This window comes from Streptomyces mauvecolor (assembly GCF_039532965.1).
In the GTDB taxonomy this organism is placed as follows: domain Bacteria; phylum Actinomycetota; class Actinomycetes; order Streptomycetales; family Streptomycetaceae; genus Streptomyces; species Streptomyces violascens.
The window spans coordinates 375,810-401,748 of sequence record NZ_BAAASQ010000008.1 but is presented as its reverse complement, the minus strand read 5'-3'; the positions used below and the strand labels follow the sequence as shown (position 1 = coordinate 401,748).

General features: G+C 71.4%; 23 protein-coding genes. 9 read left to right on the top strand and 14 right to left on the bottom strand.

Features of this window, described 5'->3' with window-relative positions:
• Positions 1–259 precede the first annotated feature (259 nt).
• The 4 genes from ABD346_RS09710 to ABD346_RS09695 all read left to right on the top strand — a co-directional run bounded on the left by ABD346_RS09710 (position 260) and on the right by ABD346_RS09695 (position 5,037).
• Entirely contained in the window at positions 260–1,162 is a 903-nt protein-coding gene (locus ABD346_RS09710) for a nitroreductase/quinone reductase family protein (RefSeq protein ID WP_344373819.1), read from the top strand.
• Between the two features lie 133 nt (positions 1,163–1,295).
• The gene (locus ABD346_RS09705) at positions 1,296–2,834 is read left to right on the top strand and encodes an alpha/beta hydrolase (protein ID WP_344373817.1); all 1,539 of its coding nucleotides are present in this window, start codon (positions 1,296–1,298) and stop codon (positions 2,832–2,834) included.
• Between the two features lie 161 nt (positions 2,835–2,995).
• Positions 2,996–4,471 carry an MFS transporter gene (locus ABD346_RS09700; RefSeq protein ID WP_344373815.1) on the top strand — a complete coding sequence of 492 codons (1,476 nt, stop codon included), beginning with the start codon at positions 2,996–2,998 and terminating at the stop codon, positions 4,469–4,471.
• Entirely contained in the window at positions 4,468–5,037 is a 570-nt protein-coding gene (locus ABD346_RS09695; RefSeq protein WP_344373813.1) for a TetR/AcrR family transcriptional regulator, read from the top strand. Before ABD346_RS09700 ends, ABD346_RS09695 begins: the two co-directional genes overlap by 4 nt.
• A gap of 31 nt (positions 5,038–5,068) precedes the next feature.
• On the opposite strand, the gene ABD346_RS09690 is transcribed toward ABD346_RS09695, so the two are convergent.
• Together ABD346_RS09690 and ABD346_RS09685 are read right to left on the bottom strand one after the other, a co-directional pair.
• Positions 5,069–5,260: a ferredoxin gene (locus tag ABD346_RS09690; protein WP_189960356.1), complete on the bottom strand. Its 192-nt coding sequence runs from the start codon at positions 5,258–5,260 to the stop codon at positions 5,069–5,071.
• A 31-nt stretch (positions 5,261–5,291) separates the two neighbouring features.
• The gene (locus ABD346_RS09685) at positions 5,292–6,524 is read right to left on the bottom strand and encodes a cytochrome P450 (RefSeq protein WP_344373810.1); all 1,233 of its coding nucleotides are present in this window, start codon (positions 6,522–6,524) and stop codon (positions 5,292–5,294) included.
• A gap of 199 nt (positions 6,525–6,723) precedes the next feature.
• Here ABD346_RS09685 and ABD346_RS09680 point away from each other — a divergent pair, with 199 nt between their 5' ends.
• Positions 6,724–7,728: a cytochrome c oxidase assembly protein gene (locus tag ABD346_RS09680; RefSeq protein WP_381228526.1), complete on the top strand. Its 1,005-nt coding sequence runs from the start codon at positions 6,724–6,726 to the stop codon at positions 7,726–7,728.
• Positions 7,729–7,732: 4 nt separating this feature from the next.
• Here the strand turns inward: ABD346_RS09680 and ABD346_RS09675 are convergent, their stop codons facing one another.
• Both ABD346_RS09675 and ABD346_RS09670 read right to left on the bottom strand, forming a co-directional pair.
• A complete protein-coding gene (locus ABD346_RS09675) occupies positions 7,733–8,143 on the bottom strand; it encodes a hypothetical protein (protein WP_344373808.1) in 411 nt (136 codons plus the stop codon).
• 98 nt (positions 8,144–8,241) lie between these two features.
• On the bottom strand, positions 8,242–9,012 hold the full coding sequence (locus tag ABD346_RS09670; RefSeq protein WP_344373806.1) for a DUF2127 domain-containing protein: 771 nt from the start codon (positions 9,010–9,012) through the stop codon (positions 8,242–8,244).
• Positions 9,013–9,149: 137 nt separating this feature from the next.
• Here ABD346_RS09670 and ABD346_RS09665 point away from each other — a divergent pair, with 137 nt between their 5' ends.
• Together ABD346_RS09665 and ABD346_RS09660 are read left to right on the top strand one after the other, a co-directional pair.
• Positions 9,150–9,797 carry a YoaK family protein gene (locus ABD346_RS09665; RefSeq protein ID WP_344373804.1) on the top strand — a complete coding sequence of 216 codons (648 nt, stop codon included), beginning with the start codon at positions 9,150–9,152 and terminating at the stop codon, positions 9,795–9,797.
• Between the two features lie 266 nt (positions 9,798–10,063).
• Positions 10,064–11,497, top strand: a complete 1,434-nt coding sequence (locus ABD346_RS09660) for a PP2C family protein-serine/threonine phosphatase (protein ID WP_344373802.1) — start codon at positions 10,064–10,066, stop codon at positions 11,495–11,497.
• Positions 11,498–11,566: 69 nt separating this feature from the next.
• Here ABD346_RS09660 and ABD346_RS09655 read toward each other — a convergent pair whose 3' ends face one another.
• Positions 11,567–13,060, bottom strand: a complete 1,494-nt coding sequence (locus ABD346_RS09655; RefSeq protein WP_344373800.1) for a DNA-binding protein NsdB — start codon at positions 13,058–13,060, stop codon at positions 11,567–11,569.
• A gap of 233 nt (positions 13,061–13,293) precedes the next feature.
• On the opposite strand from ABD346_RS09655, the gene ABD346_RS09650 reads away from it, so the two are divergent.
• On the top strand, positions 13,294–14,427 hold the full coding sequence (locus tag ABD346_RS09650) for an aminoglycoside phosphotransferase family protein (RefSeq protein ID WP_344373798.1): 1,134 nt from the start codon (positions 13,294–13,296) through the stop codon (positions 14,425–14,427).
• A 72-nt stretch (positions 14,428–14,499) separates the two neighbouring features.
• Here ABD346_RS09650 and ABD346_RS09645 read toward each other — a convergent pair whose 3' ends face one another.
• The 3 genes from ABD346_RS09645 to ABD346_RS09635 form a co-directional block, all read right to left on the bottom strand.
• Positions 14,500–15,828, bottom strand: coding sequence for an N-acetylmuramoyl-L-alanine amidase (locus tag ABD346_RS09645; protein ID WP_344373797.1), 1,329 nt, complete (start codon positions 15,826–15,828; stop codon positions 14,500–14,502).
• Between the two features lie 271 nt (positions 15,829–16,099).
• A complete protein-coding gene (locus tag ABD346_RS09640) occupies positions 16,100–16,600 on the bottom strand; it encodes a hypothetical protein (RefSeq protein ID WP_100573614.1) in 501 nt (166 codons plus the stop codon).
• A gap of 169 nt (positions 16,601–16,769) precedes the next feature.
• Positions 16,770–19,139: an ATP-binding protein gene (locus tag ABD346_RS09635; RefSeq protein WP_381228916.1), complete on the bottom strand. Its 2,370-nt coding sequence runs from the start codon at positions 19,137–19,139 to the stop codon at positions 16,770–16,772.
• A 301-nt stretch (positions 19,140–19,440) separates the two neighbouring features.
• Between ABD346_RS09635 and ABD346_RS09630 the strand changes: the two genes are divergently transcribed.
• Complete coding sequence (locus ABD346_RS09630; protein WP_344373791.1) at positions 19,441–20,502, top strand: isoafricanol synthase; 1,062 nt, start codon at positions 19,441–19,443, stop codon at positions 20,500–20,502.
• A 12-nt stretch (positions 20,503–20,514) separates the two neighbouring features.
• Here the strand turns inward: ABD346_RS09630 and ABD346_RS09625 are convergent, their stop codons facing one another.
• The 6 genes from ABD346_RS09625 to ABD346_RS09600 all read right to left on the bottom strand — a co-directional run bounded on the left by ABD346_RS09625 (position 20,515) and on the right by ABD346_RS09600 (position 25,778).
• Positions 20,515–20,913 carry an ACT domain-containing protein gene (locus ABD346_RS09625; protein WP_344373789.1) on the bottom strand — a complete coding sequence of 133 codons (399 nt, stop codon included), beginning with the start codon at positions 20,911–20,913 and terminating at the stop codon, positions 20,515–20,517.
• Positions 20,914–21,143: 230 nt separating this feature from the next.
• Complete coding sequence (locus ABD346_RS09620) at positions 21,144–21,380, bottom strand: DUF397 domain-containing protein (RefSeq protein ID WP_344374451.1); 237 nt, start codon at positions 21,378–21,380, stop codon at positions 21,144–21,146.
• A gap of 131 nt (positions 21,381–21,511) precedes the next feature.
• On the bottom strand, positions 21,512–22,678 hold the full coding sequence (locus ABD346_RS09615) for a thiolase domain-containing protein (RefSeq protein ID WP_344373788.1): 1,167 nt from the start codon (positions 22,676–22,678) through the stop codon (positions 21,512–21,514).
• Complete coding sequence (locus tag ABD346_RS09610) at positions 22,675–23,736, bottom strand: thiolase domain-containing protein (RefSeq protein WP_344373786.1); 1,062 nt, start codon at positions 23,734–23,736, stop codon at positions 22,675–22,677. Before ABD346_RS09610 ends, ABD346_RS09615 begins: the two co-directional genes overlap by 4 nt.
• Positions 23,736–24,695 carry a Zn-ribbon domain-containing OB-fold protein gene (locus ABD346_RS09605; RefSeq protein WP_344373784.1) on the bottom strand — a complete coding sequence of 320 codons (960 nt, stop codon included), beginning with the start codon at positions 24,693–24,695 and terminating at the stop codon, positions 23,736–23,738. Before ABD346_RS09605 ends, ABD346_RS09610 begins: the two co-directional genes overlap by 1 nt.
• A gap of 282 nt (positions 24,696–24,977) precedes the next feature.
• A complete protein-coding gene (locus tag ABD346_RS09600; RefSeq protein ID WP_344373782.1) occupies positions 24,978–25,778 on the bottom strand; it encodes a crotonase/enoyl-CoA hydratase family protein in 801 nt (266 codons plus the stop codon).
• Positions 25,779–25,939: the final 161 nt, after the last annotated feature.

The following is a 25,939-nucleotide window of genomic DNA, read 5'->3' as shown; positions in this document are numbered from 1 at the left end:
TCGGGCGAACACCCTTTTCGAGGGACCGTGTCATGAGTTCACACTCCGCATCCCCCGCCTGACGGCAGCCTCCGCGCACGCCGTCCACCCGTCCCGAGCGGTGCCCCGCACCGCCGTGCGACGACCCGGGTACGCCCCCGCCTTCCGTGACGGCCGTCGGCCCTTCGGCGACCGTCCGCCGCCGCGCGTACCGGGGATGGTGTCGCCGCGCCCGTCGCGAGCACCCGCACATCCTGACTCTCTGGAGATTCCACACCGCATGACCATGTCCTTCAACCAGCGCGTCATCGAGGAGTTCCGGGCCAACGCCGGAAAGGTCGGCGGCCCCTTCGAGGGCGGCGACCTGCTCCTGCTGACCACCACCGGCGCGAAGTCCGGCGCCCCGCACACCGTCCCCCTGGCCTGCGTCCGGGACGGCGACCTACTGATGATCGTCGGCTCCAACCTCGGCGCGCCGAGCCACCCCGACTGGTACCACAACCTGCTGGCCCATCCCACGGTGCGGGTGGAGCTCGCCGCCGAGCGGTTCGAAGCGATCGCCGTGCCCGCCGAAGGGGCGCGCCGCGAGCGGCTGTTCGCACGGGTGGTGCAAGTGGCCCCCGGCTACGGCGAGTACCAGGCCGGTACCGAACGGACCCTGCCGGTCGTGGTTCTGGAGCGGCCGGAGCCCGGACCCGAGGCGCCGCGCGAGGTCGACAACCTGGCCGACAAGCTCATGGAGGTGCACACCTGGCTGCGCACCCAGCTGCGGCACGTCGCCGCCGAGGCCGACGCGTACTTCGCGGCACGGGCCGCGCACGAGGGCCCGGGCAACGCCCCGGTGCCGGGGCTCGGCCTCCAACTGCGCCAGCACTGCCTGGCGTTCTGCCAGGCGCTGGACTTCCACCACACCGCCGAGGACAACCACATGTTCCCGGGCCTCGCGCGGCACCACCCCGCGCTGCGCGACGCCCTGGAGCGGCTGCGCGGGGAGCACCGGACGGTGGCCCGCATCCAGGGTGACCTCGTCGCCCTGCTCGACACGCTCAGCACGGCCGACCCCTTCGGCTTCCGTACCCAACTGGACGCCATGACAAAAGAGTTGACAGCCCACCTGGCCTACGAGGAGAAGGAGCTGCTGCCGGCCCTGACGGCTGTACCGTTCCCGCCGGCGGGTCCCTGAACCACCTCGGGGGTGGCATCCGTGCCACCCCCGATCCGGGTGGTGGCGAGATCGCGGCAGGGTGCCCGGGCGGTGGACGATCTCTACGACCGATTCGCCGCAAGGGGAGCGATCCCAACGGGGGGACAAACACATGCAGTTGTTCAGGAAGCCGGCCCGGTGGGCCGCGGCCGCCGCGTGCGGGCTGCTCGCCGCGGCGGCCCTGCCGGCCGGTGCGGCGAGCGCCGCCGCGAAGAGCACCGTGCCCGACCGCTACCGGCTTCAGCGGCTCGACTGGCAGCCGTGCCTGTCCGGCACGCTGGAGTGCGCCACGATGTCCGTACCCCGGGACTGGTACCACCCGGACACCGGGCCGAGCCTCAGCATCCAGGTGTCCCGGCACCGGGCGACCGATCCCGCCAAGCGGCGGGGCGTGCTCATGATGGCCGCGGGCGGGCCCGGCTCCTCGGGGTACAAGCGCCCGGCCAACCTCACCAAGCTCAGCCCGAAGCTTTCGGCGGCGTACGACGTCGTCAGCTTCGACCAGCGCGGCGTCGGGGCGAGTACGAACGTGGTCTGCTCGGACCAGGACAAGGTCGACGGCCTCTTCAACAGCGGGGATCTGCGGGACCGTTCGCCGCAGGCGGTCCGGGCCACGTTCGAGAGGGCCCATGACTTCGTGGCGGACTGCGAGCGCAATTCGGGCGGTCTGCTGCCGTACATCACCACCGACCAGGCCGTGCACGACATGGACCTGTACCGGTCACTGCTCGGCGTGGACAAGGTGTCGTACTACGGGCCGTCCTACGCCACCTTCCTCGGGGCGTACTACGCGACCGAGTTCCCGCGCCGGGTCGAGCGGGTCGTCCTGGACAGCAACGTCGACTTCACCGGCAGCTGGGAGTCGTTCCTGGTGGGGCAGCCGATGAGCTTCCAGCGCCGGTTCGAGCAGGACTTCCTGCCGTGGCTGGCGAAGAACGACGCGACATATCACCAGGGCCGCACGCCCGCCGAGGCCAAGGCGTCCTACGAGCGGCTGCGGGCCGCTCTGCACGACCACCCGCTCGACCTCGACGGCACCGTGATCACGCCCAACCACCTCGACGCCGCCGCGACGAACGCGATGTACAGCGCGAGCGACAGGTTCCGGGACCTCGCCTCGCTGATGGGCCTGCTCGAACACCCCGACAGCGCTCCGGCGGACGCGAAGAAGAAGGTCTCCGAGCAGTTGCGGCACTTCTACGGCGCCAACTTCTTCGCCGATTTCACCGCGGTCACCTGCGGCGACACTCCGTGGACGCGCGACAGCCGGTACTGGGTGGCCAAGAGCGCCGAGGCGACGCGCGCCACCCCCCTCGCCGGGGCCATGGAATTGACGTACGGGGCCATATGCGCGAACTGGCCGCAGTCGAAGGCTCCGCACATCAAGGTGACCGGCAAGGGGCTGCCGCCGGTCCTCATGCTCAACTCGACGCACGATCCGGCCACCTACTACGAGGGCGCGCTGCGCGCCCATCGCGGGCTTGCGGGCTCCCGCCTGATCACCGTGGCCGACGGCGACCACGGCCAGTTCCAGACCGGCAACGCGTGCGCGGACGGCTACGTCGAGAACTACCTCCTCGACGGCACGCTGCCCGCGAAGGACACGACGTGCGCGGGTGTGCCGCTGCCGGAGCCCGCGGCGCGCGGCTGACGGCCCTGCGGCAGGCGGCCCGGCACGACCGCGGGCACCGGAGCGCCAACGGCTGGGCCCCGAGCAGAACCGCCGGGGCGGGCAACAAGGGGTGCACAAGCGTTTACCCTGGGGGTGAACAGACGTGCACCCCTGCCCGCAGTCCAGTCGTACGGAGAGTCATGCCCCCAGCGATACCCGTGGCCGCCGACCCGCCGCGCCCCCGCTTCTTCGTCGGGGTCCTCGCGTTCTGCGGTGTGGTGGTGGCCGTCATGCAGACGCTGGTGGTGCCGCTCCTTCCGCATGTGCCCGCGCTCACCGGCAGCACCCCGGCCGCGGCGAGCTGGCTGGTCACGGTCACCCTGCTCACGGGGGCGGTCTTCACGCCGGTACTCGGCCGGGCCGGTGACATGTACGGCAAGCGGCGGCTGCTGCTGGTCTCGCTCGGGGTGCTCACGGCGGGCTCGGTGATGTGCGCGGTGAGTTCGCACATCGGGGTCCTGATCGCGGGCCGCGCCCTCCAGGGGGCGGCGCTCGCGGTGATTCCGCTGGGCATCAGCATCATGCGGGACGAGCTGCCGCCCGCGAAGGTGCTCTCGTCGGTGGCCCTGATGAGTTCGACCCTCGGCATCGGCGCGGCCGTGGGGCTGCCCGTCGCGGCGCTGGTCGTCGAGCACTTCGACTGGCACACCATGTTCTGGGCCTCGGCCGCGCTCGGCGCGCTCGACATCGCCCTGGTGCTGTGGTGCGTGCCGGAGTCGCCGCTGCGCTCGCGCGGACGGTTCGACGCCGTGGGCGCGCTCGGCCTCTCGGCGGGTCTTGTCGCGGTGCTGCTCGCCATCACCCAGGGTGCCGACTGGGGCTGGACCTCGCCACGCACCCTCGCGCTGCTCGGCGCGGCCGTGGCGATCTGGCCGCTGTGGGGCGCGTACGAGCTGCGCACCCGCTCGCCGCTGGTGGACCTGCGGGTCTCGGCGCGGCCCGCGGTGCTGCTCACCAATGTGGCGGCCCTGCTCATCGGCTTCGCCTTCTACGCCAACTCCCTTGTCACCGCGCAGATGGTGCAGGAGCCGAAGGCCACCGGCTACGGGCTCGGCGCGTCCATCGTGGTGAGCGGTCTCTGCCTGCTGCCGGGCGGGCTCGCGATGGTGGCGCTGTCCCCGGTGTCGGCCAAGATCTCGGCGAAGTACGGCCCGAAGGCCGCGCTCGCGCTCGCGGCCGCCGTCATGGCGGTGGGCTACGCGGTGCGGTTCTTCACCAGTCACAGCCTGCCGCTGATCATCGCGGGGGCGACGGTGGTGTCCTGCGGCACCGCGATCGCGTACTCGGCACTGCCCGCCCTGGTGATGCGCGCGGTCCCGGTGAGCGAGACGGGCGCCGCCAACGGGCTCAACACCCTGATGCGCTCGGTCGGCCAGGCCTGTTGCAGCGCGGTGGTGGCCGCGGTCCTGGCGAACGTCACCTTCGAGGCCGGCGGGCACACCGCACCGACGCTGCACGCCTATCTCCTGGTGTTCCTGATCGCCGCAGGCGCGGCCCTCGCCGCACTCGCCGCCACCCTGTTCCTGCCGGGCCGCACCACGCCCGCCCCCGCTACCGTCGGGGCGGACCGTGCCGAGGGCGCGACGGGACGTACGACGGCAGAGGAGAGCGCATGACGGGGCAGCCGGCCACCGGCGGCGACACGGAGACGGGCAGGGACGCGATCCTGCGAGCGGCCCGCCGGGCGTTCACGCTGCGCCCGTACGCGGAGGTCACGATGCGTTCGATCGCCGCCGACGCGGGGGTCAGCGCCTCGCTCATCGTCAAGCGGTTCGGCAGCAAGGAGCGGCTCTTCCACACCGTCGCGGACTTCGGGCCCGCGGCCGACGCGCTGTTCGCGGCCCCCCTCGACGGGCTGGGCCGGCACATGGTCCTGACGATGGTGCGGATGCGGCGCGAGGATCAGGGGGATCCGCTGCTGCGCGCGGTGTTCTCTTTGGGGAACATGGATGAACGGACGCTGCTGCGGGAGCGGTTCCGCGAGCAGGTCACGTCCCGGCTGGCCGGTCAACTGCGCGGTGGGGACAGCGAGTTGAGGGCCGAGTTGATCGCCGGTCTGCTGCTGGGCCTGGGCGCGACCCTCAGTCTGCACCGGCCGGGCGCCGGGGAACGCGCCACGCCCGAGCAGCTGGCGGATCTGTACGCGCCGGCTGTGCAGCGGATGATCACCGGCTCGGAGTGACCGAAACCGGACGTCTGGCCAGTCGTGAAGGCTAGTCGTGAAGGGTGATGGCCTGCACCGGGCAGGCCCGGGCGGCTTCGCGGACCAGGGGGTCGCCACCGCCGTCCTCGCGGCCGGGCAGCAGCGCGCTGAACCCGTCGTCGTCCTGGGTGAAGACGCTCGGGGCGGTCAGCGCGCACTGCCCCGCGCCGATACAGACGTCCTTGTCGATACCGATCCGCATGTGCGGCTCCTTTCCGTCGGTTTCTGCCGCGCTACCAGGCAACGGGCAGTTCGACCATTCCCTGGAGGGTGTCGCCCGGCTTGAACGGGATCTCGTCGGCGGGCACCGCCAGGCGCAGCCCCGGCAGCCGGTCGAAGAGGGAGCGCAGCGCGATCTCCATCTCCGCCCGCGCCAGGTTCTGGCCGAGGCACTGGTGGATGCCGAAGCCGAACGCGACGTGGTGGCGGTTGGTGCGGTGCCAGTCCAACTGGTCCGGGGCCTCGTAGCTGGCGTTGTCCCGGTTGATGATCGACGTCGAGAAGACGACGCCGTCGTCGGCCCGGATGGTCCGGCCGTCGATCTCGATGTCGTCGAGGGCCACCCTGAGCATCCCGTCGGCGATCGACAGATAGCGCAGGAGTTCCTCCACCGCGGCCGGCATGAGCGCCGCCTCGGAGCGCAGCTCGGCCAGCTGGTCCGGGTGCTGGAGGAGCGTGAACGTGCCGAGGGAGATCATGTTGGCGGTGGTCTCATGGCCCGCTACCAGCAGGATGGTGGCGAAATCGACCAGTTCCTGGTGGTCGAGGGTCCCTTCGTTCAGGCGCCGCTCGATGAGTTCGTCGAGCAGTCCGTCGCCGCGTTCCTTCTGTTTGCGGTCGATGAGCCGGACGAAGTAGTCCTCCAGCGCGTCGCGGGCCGCCTCGACGTCGGCGGTCTCCGGCCCGCGCAGGAGCTTGCGGGACTGGTCCTCGAAGAAGTCGTGGTCCTCGTAGGGGACGCCGAGCAGCGCACAGATGACCATCGACGGCACGGGCAGCGCGAAGGCGCTGACCAGGTCGGCGGGCGGCCCCTGCTCGATCATGCGGTCGAGCAGTTCGTCCACGGTCCGCTGGATCTGCGGCCGCAGCGAGGCGGTGCGCTTGAGGGTGAAGCTGGGGATGAGCATCCGGCGCTGCGTCGCGTGCTCGGGGTCGTCGATTCCGAGCAGTGCCGTGCGGCGCCTGCTGACCCCGGCGAAGCGGGCCGTCGGCGACGGGAAGGCCAGGTTCTCCCGGTTGGAGGAGAGCCGCGGGTCGGCGAGCAGGGCGCGCGCCTCGGCGAGCCCGGTGACCATCCACACGGTGCGGCCGTCGTAGAGCTGGACGCGGGCGAGCGGGCGCTCGTCGCGCAGCGGCTGATATGCGGTGGGCGGGTGATAGGGGCAGCTGCGGTCCTGCGGGAAGGCGACGCTGCCGGTGTCGGTGGCGGTGTGGTCCGTGTTGACGCTGGTGTTGCTGCCTGTCATGTAGACCTCGCAAGCGAAGGGTTCCGTCTTGCCGATCTCCACTACATGCCTCGGGCACCTATGACGTCTACATGTTCTTCGGCCGAATCCATACCTTCGGCCGAGCAAGCGCGGGGGCCGGTGCGAGGGCCCTCGGGCTGCGGGGCTAGCGTGTTGGCGGCCCGTCGTACGTCACGGGCCGGTGAGGAGACCGAGCCGGATGTCCGGTATGACGCTGAGCGGGGCGACGGGCGGCCTGCCCGAACTGACGACGGGGCGGCTGCTGTCGGTGTGGGAGCCGGACGCGGCGGCGCTCCTGCTGATCGTCGTCCTGGGCGGCCTGTACGGCTGGGGCGTGCTGCGGCTGCGCCGCCGGGGCGAGCGCTGGCCGCTGCCCCGCGTCCTGGCCTTCGCGTTCCTGGGTCTCGGCAGCCTGGCCGTCGCCACGATGTCGGCGCTCGCGGTGTACGACACCGAGCTGTTCTGGCCGGCCGCCGTGCAGAACGTCCTGCTCGACCTGATCGCGCCGCTGGGCCTGGCGCTCGGCGACCCGCTGCGGCTCGGAGTGCTCGCGCTGCCCGAGCGCGGGGCAGGGCGCCTGAAGGCCGCGATGACCGGGCGCCTGGTCCGGTTCCTCACGTTCCCGCTGGTCAGCACCGTCCTGGTGCTCGCCTCCGAGCTGTGCATCTACTTCACGCCGTACTTCGAGACCGCGCTGCGCCACGGCCCGCTGCACGAGCTCATGTACCTCCAGCTGCTGCTCGCCGGGAGCCTGTTCGTGCTGCCGGTGCTCACCCGCGAGGAGGCGCTGCCCGCCTGGTGCAGCCACCCGGTGCGGGCCGCGCTCGTCTTTGTGGACGGCCTGATCGATGCCGTGCCCGGCATTGTGGTGATGACCCACAGCACCCTGATCGCGGGTGCCTGGTACCTCCACCACGCACCCGCCTGGGCGCCCGACGTCCACCGCGACCAGCAGATCGGCGGCGGCGCGATGATCACGATCGCCGAGCTGGTGTCGCTGCCGTTCCTGCTGGCGATCCTGGTGCAGTGGTCGCGCGCCGACCGCGCCCAGCGCGTGGTGCTCGACCGCCGCCTGGACGCGGAACTGGCTCCGGCCGCCCCGGTGGAGGGACGGCCGGAGGACACCGAGCTCGTACGGCCCTGGTGGGAGACCGACGGCGGAACGGTCGGGCAGCGGATGCGTCAGCGGCGACCCGGCGACTGAGCGTTCAGTGCCGGTCGCGGCGCCTGCGCAGCCGGCTCACGATGAACCAGATCACGAACACGACGAACGCGATGAAGAGGATCACCAGGATCAGCAGGAAGATCCCGAGCTTCTTGAAGAAGCCGCTCTTCTTTTTCTTGGACTTGGTCTTGGACTTCTTCGACGCGAGGACGCTCGACTTCGCCGCGACGGTGTGACGGCCCGCCTGCCCCGCCGCCTGGGCCGACTGCGCCACGTCCTGTGCGGAGGTGGCCTGGTGGGCCGTCGTGGCCACGACCGCGGTCCGGGGCGCGGCCTCGGCCGTAACCGGTCCCGCCACCAGGGCGGTGCCGAGCAGCAGGGCGAGCAGCACGGCGGCGCGGCGCAGCGGGCCCCGGCCGGTCCTCGAAGCGGTCGTGGAGTGTGGTTCGTTCATGGTGGTCATCCCCCAGGGAAGCTCGGTGCGGCGGACCCGCCGCACGCTGTCTGTATCTGTACCGGCTGTATCTGCACCGGATGCGAGATCGGTACGCCTCAGCTGTGCGCCGCGACGCCCGCCGTCGCCTCGACCTCGATGAGCGAGGCGCTGTGGCGCTCCGCCTCGAACGCGGCGAGCCCGCCCCGCAGGCCGAACAGGCGCTTGGCGAGCAGGATGTAGAGGACCGCGAGGATGTTGATCGTCAGGGTGGCGATCTTCACCCAGCTGATCTTCTCGGTGAGTTCGTAGATCTCCAGGGGCAGGAACATCGCCGTGGCGACGACGGTGAGGTACTCGGCCCACCGCTTGGCCCGCCACAGGCCGACGCCCTCGACGATCTCGATCAGCGCGTACACGAGCAGCGCCACCGCGACGATCACCAGGGTGGAGTGCTTGTAGTCGAAGGTCTTCTGGATGGTGCCGACGACCGGCGAGTGGTCGAGGTCGTAGTGGAAGTGGCGGAAGACCGGCCGGAACACGTCGAGGTACTCGTCGAAGAACCGGCGCACCGAGTCCTGGCTGTTGCTGAACTTCCACACCGCGAGCGCCACCAGGACGATGAACACGCCGCGCACGGCCCGCTCGACGGCCAGGAAGCGCAGGATGAACAGATCGCGCAGAACCTTGCCGCGCGGCACCAGCGGCGCCTCGTCGGCCGGACCGGAACCGTGCGGCGCGCCCAGGGCGAAGTCGCCGCAGCGCAGACAGCGCCAGGCCTCGCCGAGACCGGTGTCGGCCCGCAACCGCTCGCGCAGCACGTCCTCCTGCGGCGCGTACGTCACATGGCCGCGGCGCGCACAGGTGCGCCGGTCCCAGTCGATCTTCATGCTCTTCCTCCCGTGAGGCCCGCGACGCGCGCGGGCCGGTGTACTCACAGGGACCGTAGTGGACTCTTGTCGTGGACTTGCCACGTGGGTCCGGGTTCCTGCCGCCTCCGTCCTGCTAAGGAGACGAGAATGCGCTGATGAGTTCCGCGATCACGACAACTTCTGCCGCCCGGTCCGACGAAAAGTTCCTCCTGGTCCTTTCTGCGGCTTCCGGAGCCACCGACGCGTTCGCGTTCCTCTGTCTGGGGAAAGTGTTCGCGGGGGTCATGACCGGCAACCTCGTCCTGGTCGGCGCATCGGTGGGCGCCGGGGACCGCGAGGCGGTTCCCCGCGCCCTGACCGCGCTGCTCGGGTACGCCCTCGGCTCGGCCGGGGCCGCCCTCGCGGCCGGCCGCCTCGCGCCCCGGCTGCTGCTCGCGGCCCAGACCGTACTGCTGGCGCTGGCGGCGGCCGGCTGGGCGCTGGGGCTCGGGCGCACGCTCGGCTCGCAGCTGGTGCTGCTGTTCGCGGCGGCCCTGGCGATGGGGGTGCAGGCACGGGCGTGGGGCACCCCGACCACGTACTTCACCGGTACGTTCACCGGGCTCGCGGGGCGGCTCGCGAGGCGGGAGGCACGGGACGCCGACCACTGGGTGGCGGGACGCCTGGCGGCCGTCGTGGCGGGGGCGGCCACCACGTCCCTGGTCGACTGGTGCTCGCCCTGCGCCGCGGGCGCGGCCGGAGCCGTGCTCTGCGCGGCGGCGTTCGCGTTCCGGCCACGTCAATCGGCTTCCACTCAGGCCTAGTTGGCGGGCTGGACAGGGGGGCGCCCGGCCGCCGCTCGTGCACCGTCCGGCCGATGCGCAAGCAGGCCGGCCGATCACCCCACCCGCATATGCCCCGCGGTAACCCCCGCTCACGACAGGCGAAACCGCTCGCCTTTGGCATATGCCAAAAGCACCACCGTATCGAGTGTTGCCAAATCCCTTACGGGGCATCGCTCCCTGTGCAACAGTCGTTACCGGTCCACTTCATCAGACCAGGCTCTACCGCGGCCGCATCGGAGAACGTCATGCCGTCCCATCTGTTCGCGGACCGTCCCGCGCCACAACCGCCCGAGCGGGGCACGGTCGACGCACTGATCACGCAGACCCGTCGGCTGCGCGGGGGCGTGGATGCGGTGCGCCGCGACGCGCTCGTGGACGACGACGACCCGCAGGGCCGCTGGCAGCGCGCCCTGTGCGATCTGGCGGTCCATCAACTCGACGACCTGGGCTCGCACTTGGACCAGTTGCGCGAGGGCCTGAGCGCCGAGGAGGAGGACGCGGCGGCCCTCGCCGTCGAGAGCGTGTTCAGCGACGATCCGGGCTCCGGCACCCTGCTCAGCCGGGTCGGCAGCGCCGAATGGAACCTGCTGACCGACGCGGTGAGCTGGTCCGAGGAGCTCTTCCAGATCTTCGGCCGCCCCCCCGAGAGCGGCGGCATGTCCCTCGACGAACTGCCCACCATGGTGTTCGCCGACGACCAGGCCCTGCTCACCTCGATGGTGACGGGCGCCCTGGTGGACGGCCGCCCGATCGACGGGGAGTTCCGGATCGTACGGACCGACGGCCGGGTCCGCACGCTCCACATGATGGGCGAGCCTGTGCTCGACGCCGACGGCTGCACCGCCTCGATGTGGGCCGTCCTGCGCGACGTGAGCGAGCTGCGGCGCAGTCAGCGAGCCGTGCGGGACAGCCGCGACTGTCTGCAGCGCCAACGCCACATCGCCCAGACCGAGCACCGGCTCGCGGTCGAGCTGCAGGAAGCCGTACTGCCCCCGTGGCGCGGCTCTCTGCGGCTCCCGCAGGGCGGCCCCGGGGCGCTCGACATCGCGGCGCACTATCTGCCGTCCTCCTCCAGCGCCCTCATCGGCGGCGACTGGTACGACGCGCTCGAACTCCCCGACGGCACCTCTTTACTGACCGTCGGCGACCTCACGGGTCACGGGGTGACGGCGACCGGCGCCATGGCGATGCTGCTCGGCGCACTGCGCGGAATGGCCGTCGCGGGCATCGGCCCCGGCCCCCTGATGGGCCACCTCAACCAGCTTCTGGAGACGACCGTGCAGCCCGCCCTGGGCAGCGCGGTCTGCTGCCGTTACGAACCCGCCGGGCGCAGGCTCACCTGGTCCCAGGCCGGCCACCCCGCCCCGCTGCTGTTCCGCGACGGGACGGGACGGGCGCTGAGCGCACCGGAGGGGGTCCTGCTCGGCGCCACCCACGGGGCGTCCTACGGCCAGGCAGAGGTGACGCTCCAGGCGGGCGACCTGCTCGTCCTCGGTACCGACGGGCTGACCCGGCGGAGCGCCTCCGAGGCCTCACAGCCGCTCCGGCTGCTCGAACTCGCCCCGCTCTTCGACGGCGGCCGCACAGCCCAGGACTGCGTGCGGATGATCGTCGAGGAGTTCGGCGAGCACGAGCGCGAGGACGACGCCTGTGTGCTGGTGGCCCGCATCGGGTCCTGACGCACAGGCGGCGGAGAAACGGCCCGAGGGGGGCCCGGGGGTTGTACGTGTCCGGCGTACAACCCCCTTCTAGATGTCCGCGATCCGGTTCCGCTTGACCGGCGCCTGGGGCAGCGCCAGCTCGATCTCCTCCCGCAGGTCCTGGATCTTGGCGTAGCTCGCGTACTGGCCGGTGAGCCGGTACATCTCGCGCAGCCGGTCCCAGGTGCGGTGCGAGGAGGTCTCCCCCATGGACACCAGGGCCAGGCGGGCATACCGGTCCGCCTGTTCGGGGTCGTCGGCGATGAAGCAGGCCGAGGCCAGGGAGATGTAGTCGAAGATCTTCGAGCGCTGACGGCCGCCGACCCGCAACTCCAGTGCCTGCTTGGCATGGTGCTGCGCGATGGTGGCCGCCGCCGGATCGTGCTCGGCGAGCGTACGGAAGGCCAGGGCCTCCATGCCGTGCAGATCCGCCTCGTCGAACATCTGCATCCAACTGGGCGGCGGCACATCGCCCTTGTCGGAGACGAAGAGGTCCTCCGCCTCGCCGAGGGTGCGGCGCATCGCCTGGCCGCGCCCCATGGACGCCTGGGCCCACGCCTCGATGGTGTGCAGCATCGCCTTGGTGCGCGGCAGGGTCTCCTCGCCCGAACCGGACTTGGCGAGCTTCATGAGGTCGAGGGCCTCGCCGGGACGGCCCAGGTGGACCATCTGGCGGGCGGCCCGCGAGAGGGCCTCGCCGGCGCGCGGGCGGTCGCCGCCCTCGCGGGCCGCGTGCGCGGCGATGACGAAGTACTTCTGCGCGGTCGGTTCGAGGCCGATGTCGTGGGACATCCAGCCCGCGAGGACGGCCAGGTTGGCGGCGACGCCCCACAGGCGCCGCTGGAGATGGTCGGGGTGGCGGTAGGCGAGCATGCCGCCCACCTCGTTGAGCTGGCCCACCACCGCTTTGCGCTGGAGCCCGCCGCCGCGGGAGGCGTCCCAGGCCCGGAACACTTCGACCGAACGCTCCAGGGCGTCGATCTCCTGCGATCCGATGGGGGCTGCCTCGTAGCGGTCGAACCCGGCGGGATCGGCGTGCAGAGGGTCGTCGAGGCGGGGGGCGTCGGCCGAGAGTACGGGGTCGGTGTGCAGCCAGTCGTGCATGGCGCTGCTGAGTACGGAGCCGGTGGCGAGCGCGGCGCCCGCGCCCACCAGACCGCGTCGGTTGAGCATGAGGTCCATTCCCGTGAATTCGGTGAGGACCGCTGCCGTCCGTTCGGGCGCCCACGGAAGGCCGTCCGGATTCTTCGTGTTCCTGACGTCGTTCCGCTTTCCAGCGCGCCCGTGCCGGTCGAACCCGAGGTCCTCGATGGTCACGACACGGCCGAGCCGCTCGGTGAACAGCGCCGCCAGCACCCTGGGCACCGGATCGCGCGGGGTCTCCCCCATGTCGATCCAACGCCGCACCCGGGAGGTGTCGGTGGCCAGTTGGGGGTGGCCCATGGCCGCCGCCTGCCGGTTCACCATTCTCGCGAGTTCACCCTTGGACCAGCCGGCGAGGCCGAACAGGTCGTTCAGGCGGGTGTTGGGTTGTCCGCTCACGTCAAGCCCCCAGGTTCTCGGCTGAGTTGACAGTAATCCCCCTGTCAGATGCGGCGCGAGTATTCGCCATGGTTCGCCAGGGCACGCCAGATGGTGTGCCACCCGCGGCCGGGTGTCAGGTAAGAGAGCGCCACCCCGACCCGGGGGCCGGACCCCATTCCCCAGGGTGCGGCTCGGCCACCGGGACGGGTAGCGCACGCAACTTGTCGGCACACGAAGGGATCTGTCACCCCATGTACACAGCATCGTCCTCCGTGTCCGCGCCGCCCCGGCCGCACCGTCCTCTGGGGGCGGGTGGCGGACCGTACCTCGATCCCACCCACGCCGGGTCGGCCTACGGTGCGGGCCGGATGCCGCGCCGGACCGGGGTCGGCACGCAGCCGCTCAGCGGGAGAATCGACTTGTCCGGCCCCCAGGGCGCCCAGCTGCGCATCGCGATCTCCTCGGTGCAGCGCATCTGCCCGGAGTTCAATCCGGTACAGGTGATGAGGCACAGCGGACGCTCGGTGCTGATCGTCGGCACGACAGGACGCACGACGGCCGTCGCCAAGTGTTTACTGGACCACTCGCCCGCGTGGGCCGAGCGGTTCCGGCACGAAATAGCTGCGTATCGCGCCTTCGTCCGGCACCGCCCACCGGTGCGGGTCCCGCGGCTGATCGCCGCCGACCCCGACAACTGCACCCTGGTGATCGAGCGGATGCCGGGCCGGGCGGCGGCCCTGCAGCGACACCCGGTCGAGGCTCCGCCGCGTGCCGATGTCAGGGCCGCCCTCGGCGCGATCGGGCGCATCAACGCCTGGCGGCCTCCCGCCGAGATGTTCGGCAGGCCCTTGGACTACGCGCCGAGGATCGCCCGCTACCACGAGCTCGGCCTGTTCACCGACCGGGATCTGAGTGACCTTCAGAAACTGGTGCACGGTCTGGCGCTTTCGGGCCGGGTGGACTGGCAGTTCTCGCACGGTGACGCGCTGCTCTCCAACATCCTGCTGTCACCGGCGGGCCCGGTCCTGGTCGACTGGGAGCACGCGGGCTGGTATCTGCCCGGGTACGACCTGGCAACGCTGTGGGCGGTTCTCGGCGACGCCCCGATGGAGCGGCGGCGGATCAGCCAGGCGGCACAGGCGGCGGGCCCCGCCTCACGGGACGCGTTCCTGGTGAACCTGATGCTCGTACTGACCCGCGAGATCAGGACGTACGAGACGGCGGTGCAGCGCACGATGCGGGACGCGGCACCGGCCGGCCCGGCACAGAGCCCCCCGCCGGGTTCGCTGTCCGCCGGGGAGCAGCAGCGACTGCTGCTCCGCAGGCTGCACGACGACTGCGCGCTGGCGCGGCGGGCCGTGCGGGCGGCGGTCGGCACGCGCTGACCGCCGGGCAGAGGGGGAAGCGTGCTGCGCGTCCAGTGCCGACACACTGGGCGCGCAGCGCGCTGTCGTGCGTCAGCGCACCCGGACGACGTCGACGTCCGAGGCCTTCACGAAGGCGATCCGGTGGCCGATCTGCACCGTCACGAAGCGGGCGCTGCCGGGGAAGTACGTGTGGTCGTAGGGGTACGACGAGTCGATGGTGGGGGCGTAGTAGTAGCCGGCGGGTGTGGGCTCGCCTCCGGGGTAGGACTGGCCGGCCTTGATGGTGTAGCCGAGCGGGCTGCTCACGCGCGGCGCCGTGAAGTCCGCCGGGTAGTCGCCGGCCACCGGGTAGGCGGTTCCGTAGACCGGCACATCGGTCAGGCCCGGCTTGGGGCGTACGACGTAGCCGGCGGTCGGGGTGGTGGTGCGGGTGTGCTCGGGGCTCTGGAACCAGGCCTTCTGGCCGTACCACCAGATCGCGGTCCACCCGGGTTTGCGGTCGGCGACCACGGCCTGCTGAGTGGCGCTGATCTTGCTGCCCCAGTCGCCCGCGCAGTTGGTGCCGGGCCGGCCGGGCGGGTGCAGGCCCGGGTCGGCGAACAGCGGTGCGGTGGTGGAGGGTTCGGTGCGCAGCGGGACCGCGCTGGAGGGCTGGACGGGCAGGTCGATGTTCTTCTCGCAGTCGCGGACAGCCTGGAGGTTCCTCTTGAACTCCGGGTTGATGGTGACCAGTTGGCTGCCCGGGCGGCCGGTGGGCTCGGTGGGTCTGCCGAGCAGGGTCATGAAGTGGTTCCAGTCCCAGTACGGGCCCGGGTCCCAGTGCATGGCGGCGGTGCCGGACTGGGTGGTGGGCGGCACGTTGTCATGGCCGAGGATGTGCTGCCGGTCGAGCGGGATGTCGTACTTGGCGGCGAGGTAGCGCACCAGAGCCGCCGTCGAGCGGTACATCTCGGGGGTGAACCAGGTGGCGCCCTCGGTGGCGTAGCCCTCCTGCTCGATGCCGATGGACTCGGAGTTGATGTACCAGTTGCCGGCCTGCCAGGCGACGTCCTTGGTCTTCACCATCTGGGTGACGTGGCCGTCGTTCGAGCGCACGACGTAGTGGGCGGAGGCGGCTCGCGTCGGGTCCTGGAAGATCTTCAGGGTGGTGGCGAAGGTTTCCTCGGTGTCGTGCAGGACGATGTACTTGATCTTGTTGGTGCCCGGCCGGTCGGAGAGGTCGTAGTTGCCGTAGTCCTCCTTGTCGGCCGGGGCGCCGGTCTGCTGGTAGGCCGCCGGAACCCAGTCGCACTTCAGGACGCGGGGGCATTCGGTGCCGGCCGAGGCCGCGCTCGCCGGGGAGGCGGGGGCCAGGACGAGGCCCAGGGCGCCGGCCGTCGCGGTCGCGAGCGCGAGTCTGATCCTCTGCTTGGACGTCATGGACAACCCTTCTTGCCGGGAGGTGCGTGGGCTCTCTCGCCGTGCGGCGCGTGGATGCGCGCGGGACACTGTGTGACCCGGGATGACGGCGCGTCAAGTACCTCTCGGAAGGCCTGACTTGTATCAGTGGCCCAGACCTCTGGCAGGGCGTTTGACCTGCTGGTGTCAACGGGCGGTGAGGCAGGGCCGGTTCACGGCCGGGGACACGCGGCAGCCCGGCACCGTGGAGGAAGGTGCCGGGCTGTGGGGCGGAACGCCGGGGGTGTGTCGCTCAGCTCTGCTGGAAGAGCTCCGCGGGCAGCGGCTTCAGGAGGGCGTACAGGTCGTCGGTGATCGGCCGGTCCCAGCTGGCGATCGTGACGAGGACGTTGTCGCTGCGGTCGAACTGCACGCAGGAGATACGGGATTCGGAGAGCTTGAGGCGGCGCACGATGAGGAGGTTGTCGCCCTGCATCACCGGCATGTCCTCGGTGCCGACGACCTCGATCGGCTCGTCGTTCTCCAGCGCCACGAGCAGCTGGGCCACCTCGAAGGGGACCTGGCCCTCGGCCATCTCGCGGGCCGGGGAGCCCTCCGGCAGATTGCCGATGATCATCGCGGGGCCGCGCCCGCCGAACAGGTCGTAGCGCAGGAAGACACCCTGGCAGCTGCCGTCGGGCGCGGGCAGCAGACCGGCGCCCAGGTTGCCGGGCCAGTCTCCCGGGTCCATGGCCAGGACATCGAAGTCCGGGCCCGCGGGAGTGGCGGCGCTGCGGCGGCGGAGGAAGGACATGCCGTCAATGGTACGTGCCCCGGGCGGTCCGGCGGAGCCGGGCCCGGGGGCCTGGGCGGGTCGGCGGGCCGGTGCGGGCAGGGCGTCCGCACCGGCCGCCGCACGGCGCGGCCCCGGCTCCCCTGCCAGCGGGTGGCTCGGGGGCCGGGGCCGTCCGGGGGTGGCCTCCTCAGCGGCCGGGTGGCACTCCTCGGATGCCGGAGCCTCGGGTCTGGTGGGGCAGCAGCCCGGCCAGACCGCTGCGGTCGGTGCCGAGCTTGCGGAAGGCGCCGGACAGCAGGAGCTCCACCGTGCGCTCCTTGATGCTCAGCTCCTCCGCGATCCGCTTGTTCTCCCAGCCCTGCGCGGCCCGCTCGGCCACCGCCTTCTCCTGCGAGGTGAGCGAGTCGGAGTCGACGGTGCGCAGCTGGAGCGGGCGGAGCCCGGAGGCCGCGAGCTCCTCGCGGGCCCGCGCCGCGAGGGCGTCGGCGCCGCAGAGGGCGGCGCTCTCCAGGCCGCGCATGAGCAGGTCGGCGGCGTCCTGGGGCAGCCCGGCGCGGCTGAGCATCGCGCCGTGGTCGACCAGGGCCTGGGCGAGCTCGTACGCGGCCGGGGACCGTTCGAGCTGGCGGACGGCCTCGGCCATCAGGGCCAGGCTGTCGGCGCCGGAGGCCACCTTGGCGGCCGCGTGCAGGGCGCGGCCGATGGCGCCCGGCGTGCCGAAGCGGCGGGCGCTGTCCACCGCCTCCTGTGCGATGTCGGCGGCCTCACCGGGATCGGTGTGGGCGATCGTCTGGGCGAGGAGCGGCCGCCACGGGCACCACATGGGGTTGCGCATGCCGCGCGGTTCGAGCCTGCGGCCGACCGCCCGCAGCCGTTCCTCGGCGTCGGTACGCAGCCCTCGGGCGATCAGGAGCTCGCTGTAGACGGTCTCGGAGTCGGGGTAGACGACGGCGCCAGGGACGACCTGGCCGTAGTTGTAGGTGTCGGAGAGTTCCTGGGCCTCCTGGACGCGGCCGCGGGCGAGCAGGATCTCGATGAGGATGCCGAGCGCGAACCACTGGGCGGGGATCTGCTGGCCGACCCGGTCGGCGATCCGCAGTCCGCTGTGCACCAGGTCCTCGGCCTCGGCGAGGCGGCCGCGGTGGAACTTGATGTAGCCGAGCAGCGTCAGTCCGAAGGACAGGTGGGCGCCGCGCCAGCCCTTGCGTTCGCAGTCGGCGATGCCCTGGTTGAACAGTTCGTCGGCGCGGTCTTCCAGGGCGGGCGGTTCGCGCAGGGCGCGGGCCAGGCAGCGCCTCGCGGCGTCCGGTGCGCCCGCCCGCAGGTAGTCGCGGGCGGCGGAGCGCAGCTGGCGCACCGCCCACCGGTCGTTCTCGGGGTGCATCTCCAGGATGTGCCGGGCCGCGGACGTCGGGCCGAGTCCGGCCTCGCTGACGGCGAAGGCGGCCTGCCCGTGCATCGCGACGCGCATGGCCGCCGGGATCGCCCGGTAGACGGCGGTGCCGACGAGCGGGTGGAAGAAGTCGAGCCCGCAGGAGCCGCCGTCCTGCGGGGCGGCGAGGATGCGGGCCTCGCGCAGCTTGTCGACGGCGTCGGCCATCTCCTCGGCGCCGAGTCCCGCCACCCCGGCCGCCATGTCGCGGTCGGCGTCGGTGCCGAGCACGGCGACGGCCCAGGTGAGCCGCACCGCGGAGGGGCCGAGCCGTTCGAGGCGCTCGATGAGGCCGCTGCCGCGTACGGCGGAGGCCAGCTCGCGCAGTTCCATGGCGTTCACGTACTGCGGTTTGATGCCGCGGTCGCGGATCCTCGCGACGAGTTCGACGGCTTCGTAGGGGTTGCCCGCGGTCAGTGCCCAGCATTCGCGCGCGAACAGTTCGTCGCCGCCCTCGCCGAGCACGTCGCGCACGAGGTCGCCGACGGCGGCCGCGCTGAACGGCGCGAGGTCGAGCGGACGTGAGCCGTGCCGCATGGCGAGCCGTTGGAACTCGGCGGCGTGGCGCGGAAGTTCCTCGGGCCGGTAGGCGACGACGATCAGGAGCGGGAGGTCGGAGGCGCGCAGCGCGAACGAGCTCAGCCAGGCGAGCGTCTCCTCGTCCGCCCAGTGCGCGTCGTCCACGACGAGTACGACGGGTGCGTACTGGACGGCGAAGCGGGTGACGAGCCAGTCGAGGCCGTCGCGGACACCCTGCGGATCGGGTGCGACCCCGCTCTGTCCCGCGACCAGACCGACCGCGGGCGCGACGATGTCGTACCAACTCCCCAGTATTTTGCGGTGCTCGGCCTCGCTGGATGCGGCGAGCACCGGCTGCACGAGCTGGCGTACGACGTGGAAGGCCACGCCTTCTTCCTGCTCGCTGCCTCGGGCGGCCAGCAGTGTGCAGCCGCGGGCGGTGGCTTTGCGGCGCACCTCGGCCACCAGCGTGGTCTTGCCCAGGCCTGCCGATCCGGCGATGGCGAGCAGTCCGCCGTTGGGCGCGCTCCCCTCTCCGGCACGGCCGCACAGGTCGTTCAACATGCTGTCGAACAGCAGCAGTTCTTCGTCGCGCTCAAAGAGCATCCGGCGCGGAACTCCGCCCCGGCCCCTCGTCTCCGCCACAGCGGTCCCCTTCTGGCAGTAGCACCGAGCCTACGCCCCCGGACACGTACCGTGACATGAATAACCGACTTCCGTCTCCTCCTTGACCCTTTAAGTTGGCTGAATCCGTGGACGGTCGGGATCGGAATGTCAACGAGGGGCGCCAATGACCGTCTCGCACGCCCCCCGTGCGCTGTCGGGCTCCGGCGCCATGCGACTTCTCCCTGGCCACTGGCCCGTTGATGATTGAAAGACGTACCGAGCACTAAGGAGGCGGTGCCGCATGGGCAGCACTGGCAGAGTCCGGTCGGCCCGGAGGCGGACCGGCCTCGTCGACATTCCCTTCCCGCCTCGCCGCCACCCCCGGCACGATCTCGCCCGGAAGCACACGCTGGACTGGCTGCATCAGTTCGGCATGCTGGCGGGCGAGCAGGCGACAGCCGAGTACGACGCGATGGGCCTGGAACGCCTGATGGCGTACTTCTATCCGGATGCCTCGGACGCGCATCTCGCACTGGCGACGGACCTCAACTCCTGGTTCTTCGTCTTCGACGACCAGTTCGACGGCCCGCTCGGGAAACGCCCCGACGTGGTGCTCCGCCAGATCGACACGGTGCTCCGCACCATGAGCGACGAGCCGCCGGTGCCGGGCGAGGCGACGAACCGGCTGGCCGAAAGCTTCCGCGATCTGTGGCAGCGGGTGACGGCCGGCACGCCGTTGCTGTGGCAGGACCGCTTCCGCACCCACTGGCGGGAGTATCTGACGGCGTATCACTGGGAGGCCCTCAACCGGACGCGCAACGGCACCCTGTCGTTACCGGGGTTCCTGCGCGGCCGGCGGGACTCCATAGGCGTGCAGCCCTGTCTGGACCTCGTGGAGCGCTGCGGCGGCTACACGCTGCCCAGGGAAATACACGAGGGGGAGCCGCTGGCCGAGATGCGGGAGATCACGGCCGATGTGGTGATCTTCGTCAACGACATGGTGTCCGTGGACAAGGAGTTGGCCGCGGGGGACGTCAACAACAGCGTCATCATCCTGCTCCGTCAGGAGATGTGCACCGTCGAACAGGCCGTGCGGCGGGTGGCCGCCACGGCCAACTCCCGTATCGCCCGCTTCCAGGAGCTGACCGCCGAGCTCGGCGTCCGGCTCGACAGGACCGCGCTGCCCGAGCGGGCGCGGGCCCAGGTGAACGACTACGTCGACGGCATGCGCGCCCTGATGAGCGGCAATCTGGCCTGGTCCCTGGAGACCACCCGCTACGGCGAGGCGGGCATCGCCGCCGTCAGCGAGGGAAGGCAGCGGCCCTGGGCCCGGCTGTTCCCCGAGCCGGCCGCCGAGGGCTGAGCAGAGAGAGGGTCAACTGGCGCGCAGCGCAAGGTCGTTGAGGACTCCAACGGCCTCTTCGGCGCGTTCGTACGGCACGAAGAGGTGGTCGTGGTGGTAGCCGGCCACCACGTTGCAGCTGATGCCGTGTGCGGCGAGTTCGGTGGCGACGGCGGCGGTGAGGCCGACGGCCTCGATCGCGCACTGGGCGCTGAGGGTGATCCACCCGACCACGTAGTCGTAGGCCAGCGCGGCCGCGTCGGCCTGCTCCTGCCGCACGACGAGCGTCACGCCCTCGGGCTCGGTGATGAGCACGGCCGGCGTCAGATCGGCCGGTAGCGGGCCCGGGCTGAGGGTGAGGACATAGCGGCCGGGGTTGAGCTCGGGCCGTATGCCGCCGAGGAGGGTGCGAAGATCGCGGTCGCCGTTCATGCGGGTCAGGCTACTGGGAGCCGCCACGGCACGGGAGTTGACCCCGGCAGCGCGAGGCGCGCGTCCGGAACCGTGGCCGCAGGGACAACGGCCGGCCGCGCGCACTCCTGCGCACCGGGAACTCGGGAACGTCCGGAAGCGCCGGAAGCTCCAGGACCTCCGCATTCTCCTGGACCTTCTGAACTCCCTTGACCTCCTCGGCTTCCTGGATCTCCGGGAAAGGCGAACGTCTACGTGAGGTCGAACTCCCCGTCGCGGGCGTTGATCACGAAGGCCCGCCATTCGGCGGGGCTGAAGATCAGCGACGGGCTGCCCGGGCTGCCGCTGTTGCGCATCGCGATGAAGCCCTCGACGAAGGCGATCTGGACGTCTCCCGCCCCCTGACTGCTCGACTGCCACTCGGCCTTGCTGAGATCGAGCTCCGGCTTGTCCCAGCCGGAACGGGTGTGCCCCGCAAGGGTCTGCAAGGTGTGCTGGGTGGTGGTGTCCACGTCCGTGCTCCTCCCCGGTTCATCTCTCGGGGGCCAGACTAGCGATCGCCCGCTGTGACGGACAGGCCACGGAAGGAGTACCGGGGCCCGTCCGTCGCGTGCGGCCCTCAGCCGGCGGGCGGTTCGGCGCCGACGAGCCACATCGAGAAGAACTGGGAGCCGCCGCCGTAGGCGTGTCCCAGCGCCTTGCGGGCCCCGTCCACCTGGTGTTCGCCCGCCAGGCCACGCACCTGGAGGGCCGCCTCGGCGAAGCGGATCATGCCGGAGGCGCCGATGGGGTTGGTGGACAGGACGCCGCCGGACGGGTTCACGGGCAGGTCGCCGTCGAGTTCGGTGACCCCGGCCTCGGTGAGTTTCCAGCCCTCGCCCTCGGCGGCGAAGCCGAGGTTCTCCAGCCACATCGGCTCGTACCAGGAGAACGGCACGTACATTTCGACGGCGTCGATCTCGCGGCGCGGGTCGGCGATGCCGGCCTGCCGGTACACGTCGGCCGCGCAGTCCTGGCCCGCCCGCGGCGACACGAAGCCCTTGCCCGCGAACAGGGTCGGCTCGCTGCGCATGGCGCCGCCGTGCACCCAGGCCGCGGGCCGGGGCGAACGGGCGGCGCCCGCGCGGTCGGTGAGGATCATCGCGCAGGCCCCGTCGGAGGACGGGCAGGTCTCGGAGTAGCGGATCGGGTCCCAGAGCATCGGCGAGGCCTGGACCTTCTCCAGGGTGATGTCGTGCTCGTGGAGGTGCGCATACGGGTTCTTCAGCGCGTTGCGCCGGTCCTTGTACGCGACGAGGGAGCCCACCGTGTCGGGGGCGCCGGTGCGCCGCATGTAGGCCCGTACGTGCGGTGCGAAGAAGCCGCCGGCCCCGGCGAGCAGCGGCTGCGTGAACGGCACGGGCAGCGACAGGCCCCACATGGCGTTGGACTCGGACTGCTTCTCGAAGGCGAGGGTCAGTACGGTCCTGTGCACGCGGGCGGCGACCAGGTTGGAGGCGACAAGGGCGGTCGATCCGCCGACCGAGCCCGCCGTGTGCACCCGCAGCATGGGCTTGCCGACCGCGCCGAGTGCGTCGGCGAGGTACAGCTCGGGCATCATCACGCCCTCGAAGAAGTCGGGCGCCTTGCCGATGACGACGGCGTCGATGTCGGACCAGGTCAACCCGGCGTCCTCCAGCGCTCGTTGGGCTGCCTCGCGGACGAGCCCGGCGATCGAGACGTCGTGCCGGGCGGCCACGTGCTTGGTCTGGCCGACGCCGACGACGGCCACGGGTTCCTTGCTCATGACTCCCCCTCCAGGACGGCGACCAGGTTCTGCTGCAGGCAGGGGCCGGACGTGGCGTGTGCGAGGGCCCGGTCGGACTCGCCGCGGTGGATGCGCGCGGCGGCCTCCCCGAGCCGGACGAGACCGGCGGCCATCACGGGGTTCGCGGCGAGCGCACCCCCGGACGGGTTGACGGCGACCTCGTCGCCCAGCCGGAGCGCCTTGCGCAGCACGACCTCCTGCGAGGTGAACGGCGCGTGCAACTCGGCCGTGTCGACGGGCCGTTCGAAGACTCCGGCACGTTCGGCGGCGAGCCGTGAGGACGGCGAGTCGGTGAGGTCGCGCACGCCGAGACTGTGCGCCTCGATGCGGTGGTCCATGCCCCGGATCCAGGCGGGCCGAGCGCACAGCTCACGGGCCCGCTCCCCCGCGGCGAGAATCACCGCGGCCGCACCGTCCCCGACAGGCGGGCAGTCTCCGGTCCGCAACGGACGCACGACGTACTCCCCCTGCGGACGCGAACCCCGCACCTGGGCATGGGGGTTGGAGGAGGCGGCATCACGACTACGGGCCGCGACGGAGGCGAGCGCCGGCTCGTCCGTGTCGCCCGCGTCGATGAGGGCCTGGGCCTGGAGGGCGGCGAGGGACACCGAGTCGGGCCAGAGCGGCGCCACGTAGTAGGGGTCGAGCTGCCGGGTCAGCACGTCGCGCACCTCGCCGGGCGAGGACTTGCCGTATCCGTAGACGAGCGCGGTGTCGGCCTCCCCGGTGAGGATCTTCACCCAAGCCTCGTAGAGCGCCCACGCGCCGTCCATCTCGACGTGGGACTCCGAGATCGGCGGCCAAGCGCCGACCCCGTCGAGCGCCATGGTGAACGAGAAGGCGCGCCCGGCGAGATAGTCGCTCGACCCGGAGCAGGTGAAACCGATGTCACTGGTTTTGAGGCCGGTCGCATCCAGCACCTGGTGCAGCACCGGCATGAGCAGCTCGACCTCGGACAGCTCGTCCGTGCGGCGCCGGTGGTCGCTCTGGGCGAAAGCGACGATCGCCACGTCCCGGGCGGGAGAGGTGGGCGCCATCAGATCAGCTCCTTGTACGTCTCGTAGTCGGCGTCGGGTTCGCCGGTGGGCCGGTAGTGGTCGGGATAGCGCCCGCCCTCGGTCCACACGGGCTCGACCCGCAGCCCCATCCGGACCTGGTCGTACGGGATGCCGCCGATCCGCCCGTGGAGAGCGAGCCCGGCCCCGTCGAGCGCGATGTGCGCATAGACGTAGGGCACCTCGATGTCGAGGTTCCGCGCCTTGATGTTGACGATGCAGTACGTGGTGACGGTCCCGGCGGGTCCGACCTCGACCCGTTCCACGGTGGCGACCCCACAGGTGGGGCAGGCGCCGCGTGGCGGGACGTAGACCTTCCGGCAGGACGGGCAGCGCTCTCCGACGGTCTTGCGGGCGGACAGCGCGTTGATGTAGGCGGACTGGGCGCGGCCGGGACTGTAGGTGTAGTCGAGCCGGGCAGGGGCGACGATCCCGGTGACGGCATCGGCGAACTCGCCCCTGTGAGGCGTGAGTTGATGCCTCTTCCCACCCTCATACGGTTCGAAGCAAGCGATGTCGGTGATGGCGCCGGTACGCTCCTCGGCCCACCGGATCCGGACGCGCATCCCGGTGTGGACGGATTCGGGCCCGGCGGCGTCCAGGGCGTGGAGGAGCGAGGTGTCGGCCCCGTCCAGCTTCACGAGCACCCAGGCGAAGGGCCGGTCGAGGGGCTGGTCGCGGCGGGGGGACGGGTTCCAGGCCCAGGTGGTGACGGTCCCGGTGGGCGCGACCTCGACGAGCTCGCGGATCTCCTCGGCGGTGACGGGGTCGTACTCGACGGGCGGCACGACCACGCGCCCGTCCCCGCCCCGCACCCCGAGCACGACGCGCTCGCGCAGCCCGGTGAGAAAGGCACTCTGGACCGGCCCGAGCGACCGGGTGAACGGAAACTCGACGACGAGGGGCGCGCGCAACACGTCGGGCGCAGCAGAACCTGTCATGGCTGAACTCCTTTGATCCTGGGCCACTGTCAGCGCTTCCGGCGCTTGAGATCCTGGGCCACTGTCTGGCCGTCCGGCGCTTGAGATGCTGAGCCACTCTCAGCCCGTCCGGCGTTTGAGGACGAGCGCCCTCAAGGCGCGAACGGGGTCCGGGGCAGAGCCCCGAAAGCGGGGTGCAGGGGGCGCAGCCCCCGCCCGGGGTCCGGGGCGGAGCCCCGGGAGACCACCCTTCCCCCCCTTTACCTGCCGGAGGCTCTCGGGAAGGGGCGGGGTGGGGAAATCTCAGGCCCGCCGATACACCGGCACCCGCTTCTCCGCAAACGCCCGAGCCCCCTCCTTCGCATCGGCCGTGGCGAAAACCGGCCACCCCCGCTCCAGCTCGGCCGCCAGCCCGTCCGCCTCGCTCATGGACGCCGTGTCGTAGACACACGCCTTGACCGCCTCGACAGCCAACGGCCCGCACGCATTGATCTGCGCAGCGATCGAAAGCGCCGCATCCAGCGCCGTGCCGTCCGGCACGACCCGCCCGATCAGCCCGATCCGAGCCGCCTCCTCCGCGCCGTACGGCCGCCCCGTGAGCAGCATCTCCAACGCGTGCGTGCGCGGGATCTGCCGCTGGAGGCGGACGGTCGAACCCCCGATGGGGAAGAGCCCGCGCTTCACCTCGAAGAGCCCGAACGTGGCCCCGGCTCCGGCGACCCGGATGTCCGTGCCCTGGAGGATCTCGGTGCCGCCCGCCACGCAGTACCCCTCGACCGCCGCGATCACGGGTTTGCGGGGCCGGTGGTGGCGCAGCATCGCCTTCCAGTGCAGATCGGGGTCGGCCTTGAGCCGGTCCCGGTACTGGTCGCCGTCCATGCCCCGGCCCGCGAGGGCCTTGAGGTCCATGCCGGCGCAGAAGTCGCCGCCGGCGCCGGTGAGGACGACCGAGCGGATCGAGTCGTCCGCGTCGGCCTCCAGCCAGCCGTCGTACAGGCCCACCAGCAGCGGCAGCGAGAGCGCGTTCTTCGCTTCCGGCCGGTTCAAGGTGAGCACCAGTGTGGCGCCCTCGCGCTGCACGGTGAGGTGTTCCGTACCACCCATTGCCGTCCTCCCGTCTCAAGACCTAGAACAGGTTGCAGTAGGGGCGGTGCCAGTTCAATAGTTTTCTGACAGTCAGTCAGATTTCTTCTGCGGCACCCCTTCCCAGTTGTGCACGGCTTTGCTCTGATGACCCCCGAGCCAGTCGGGGCCGGTGTCAGGAG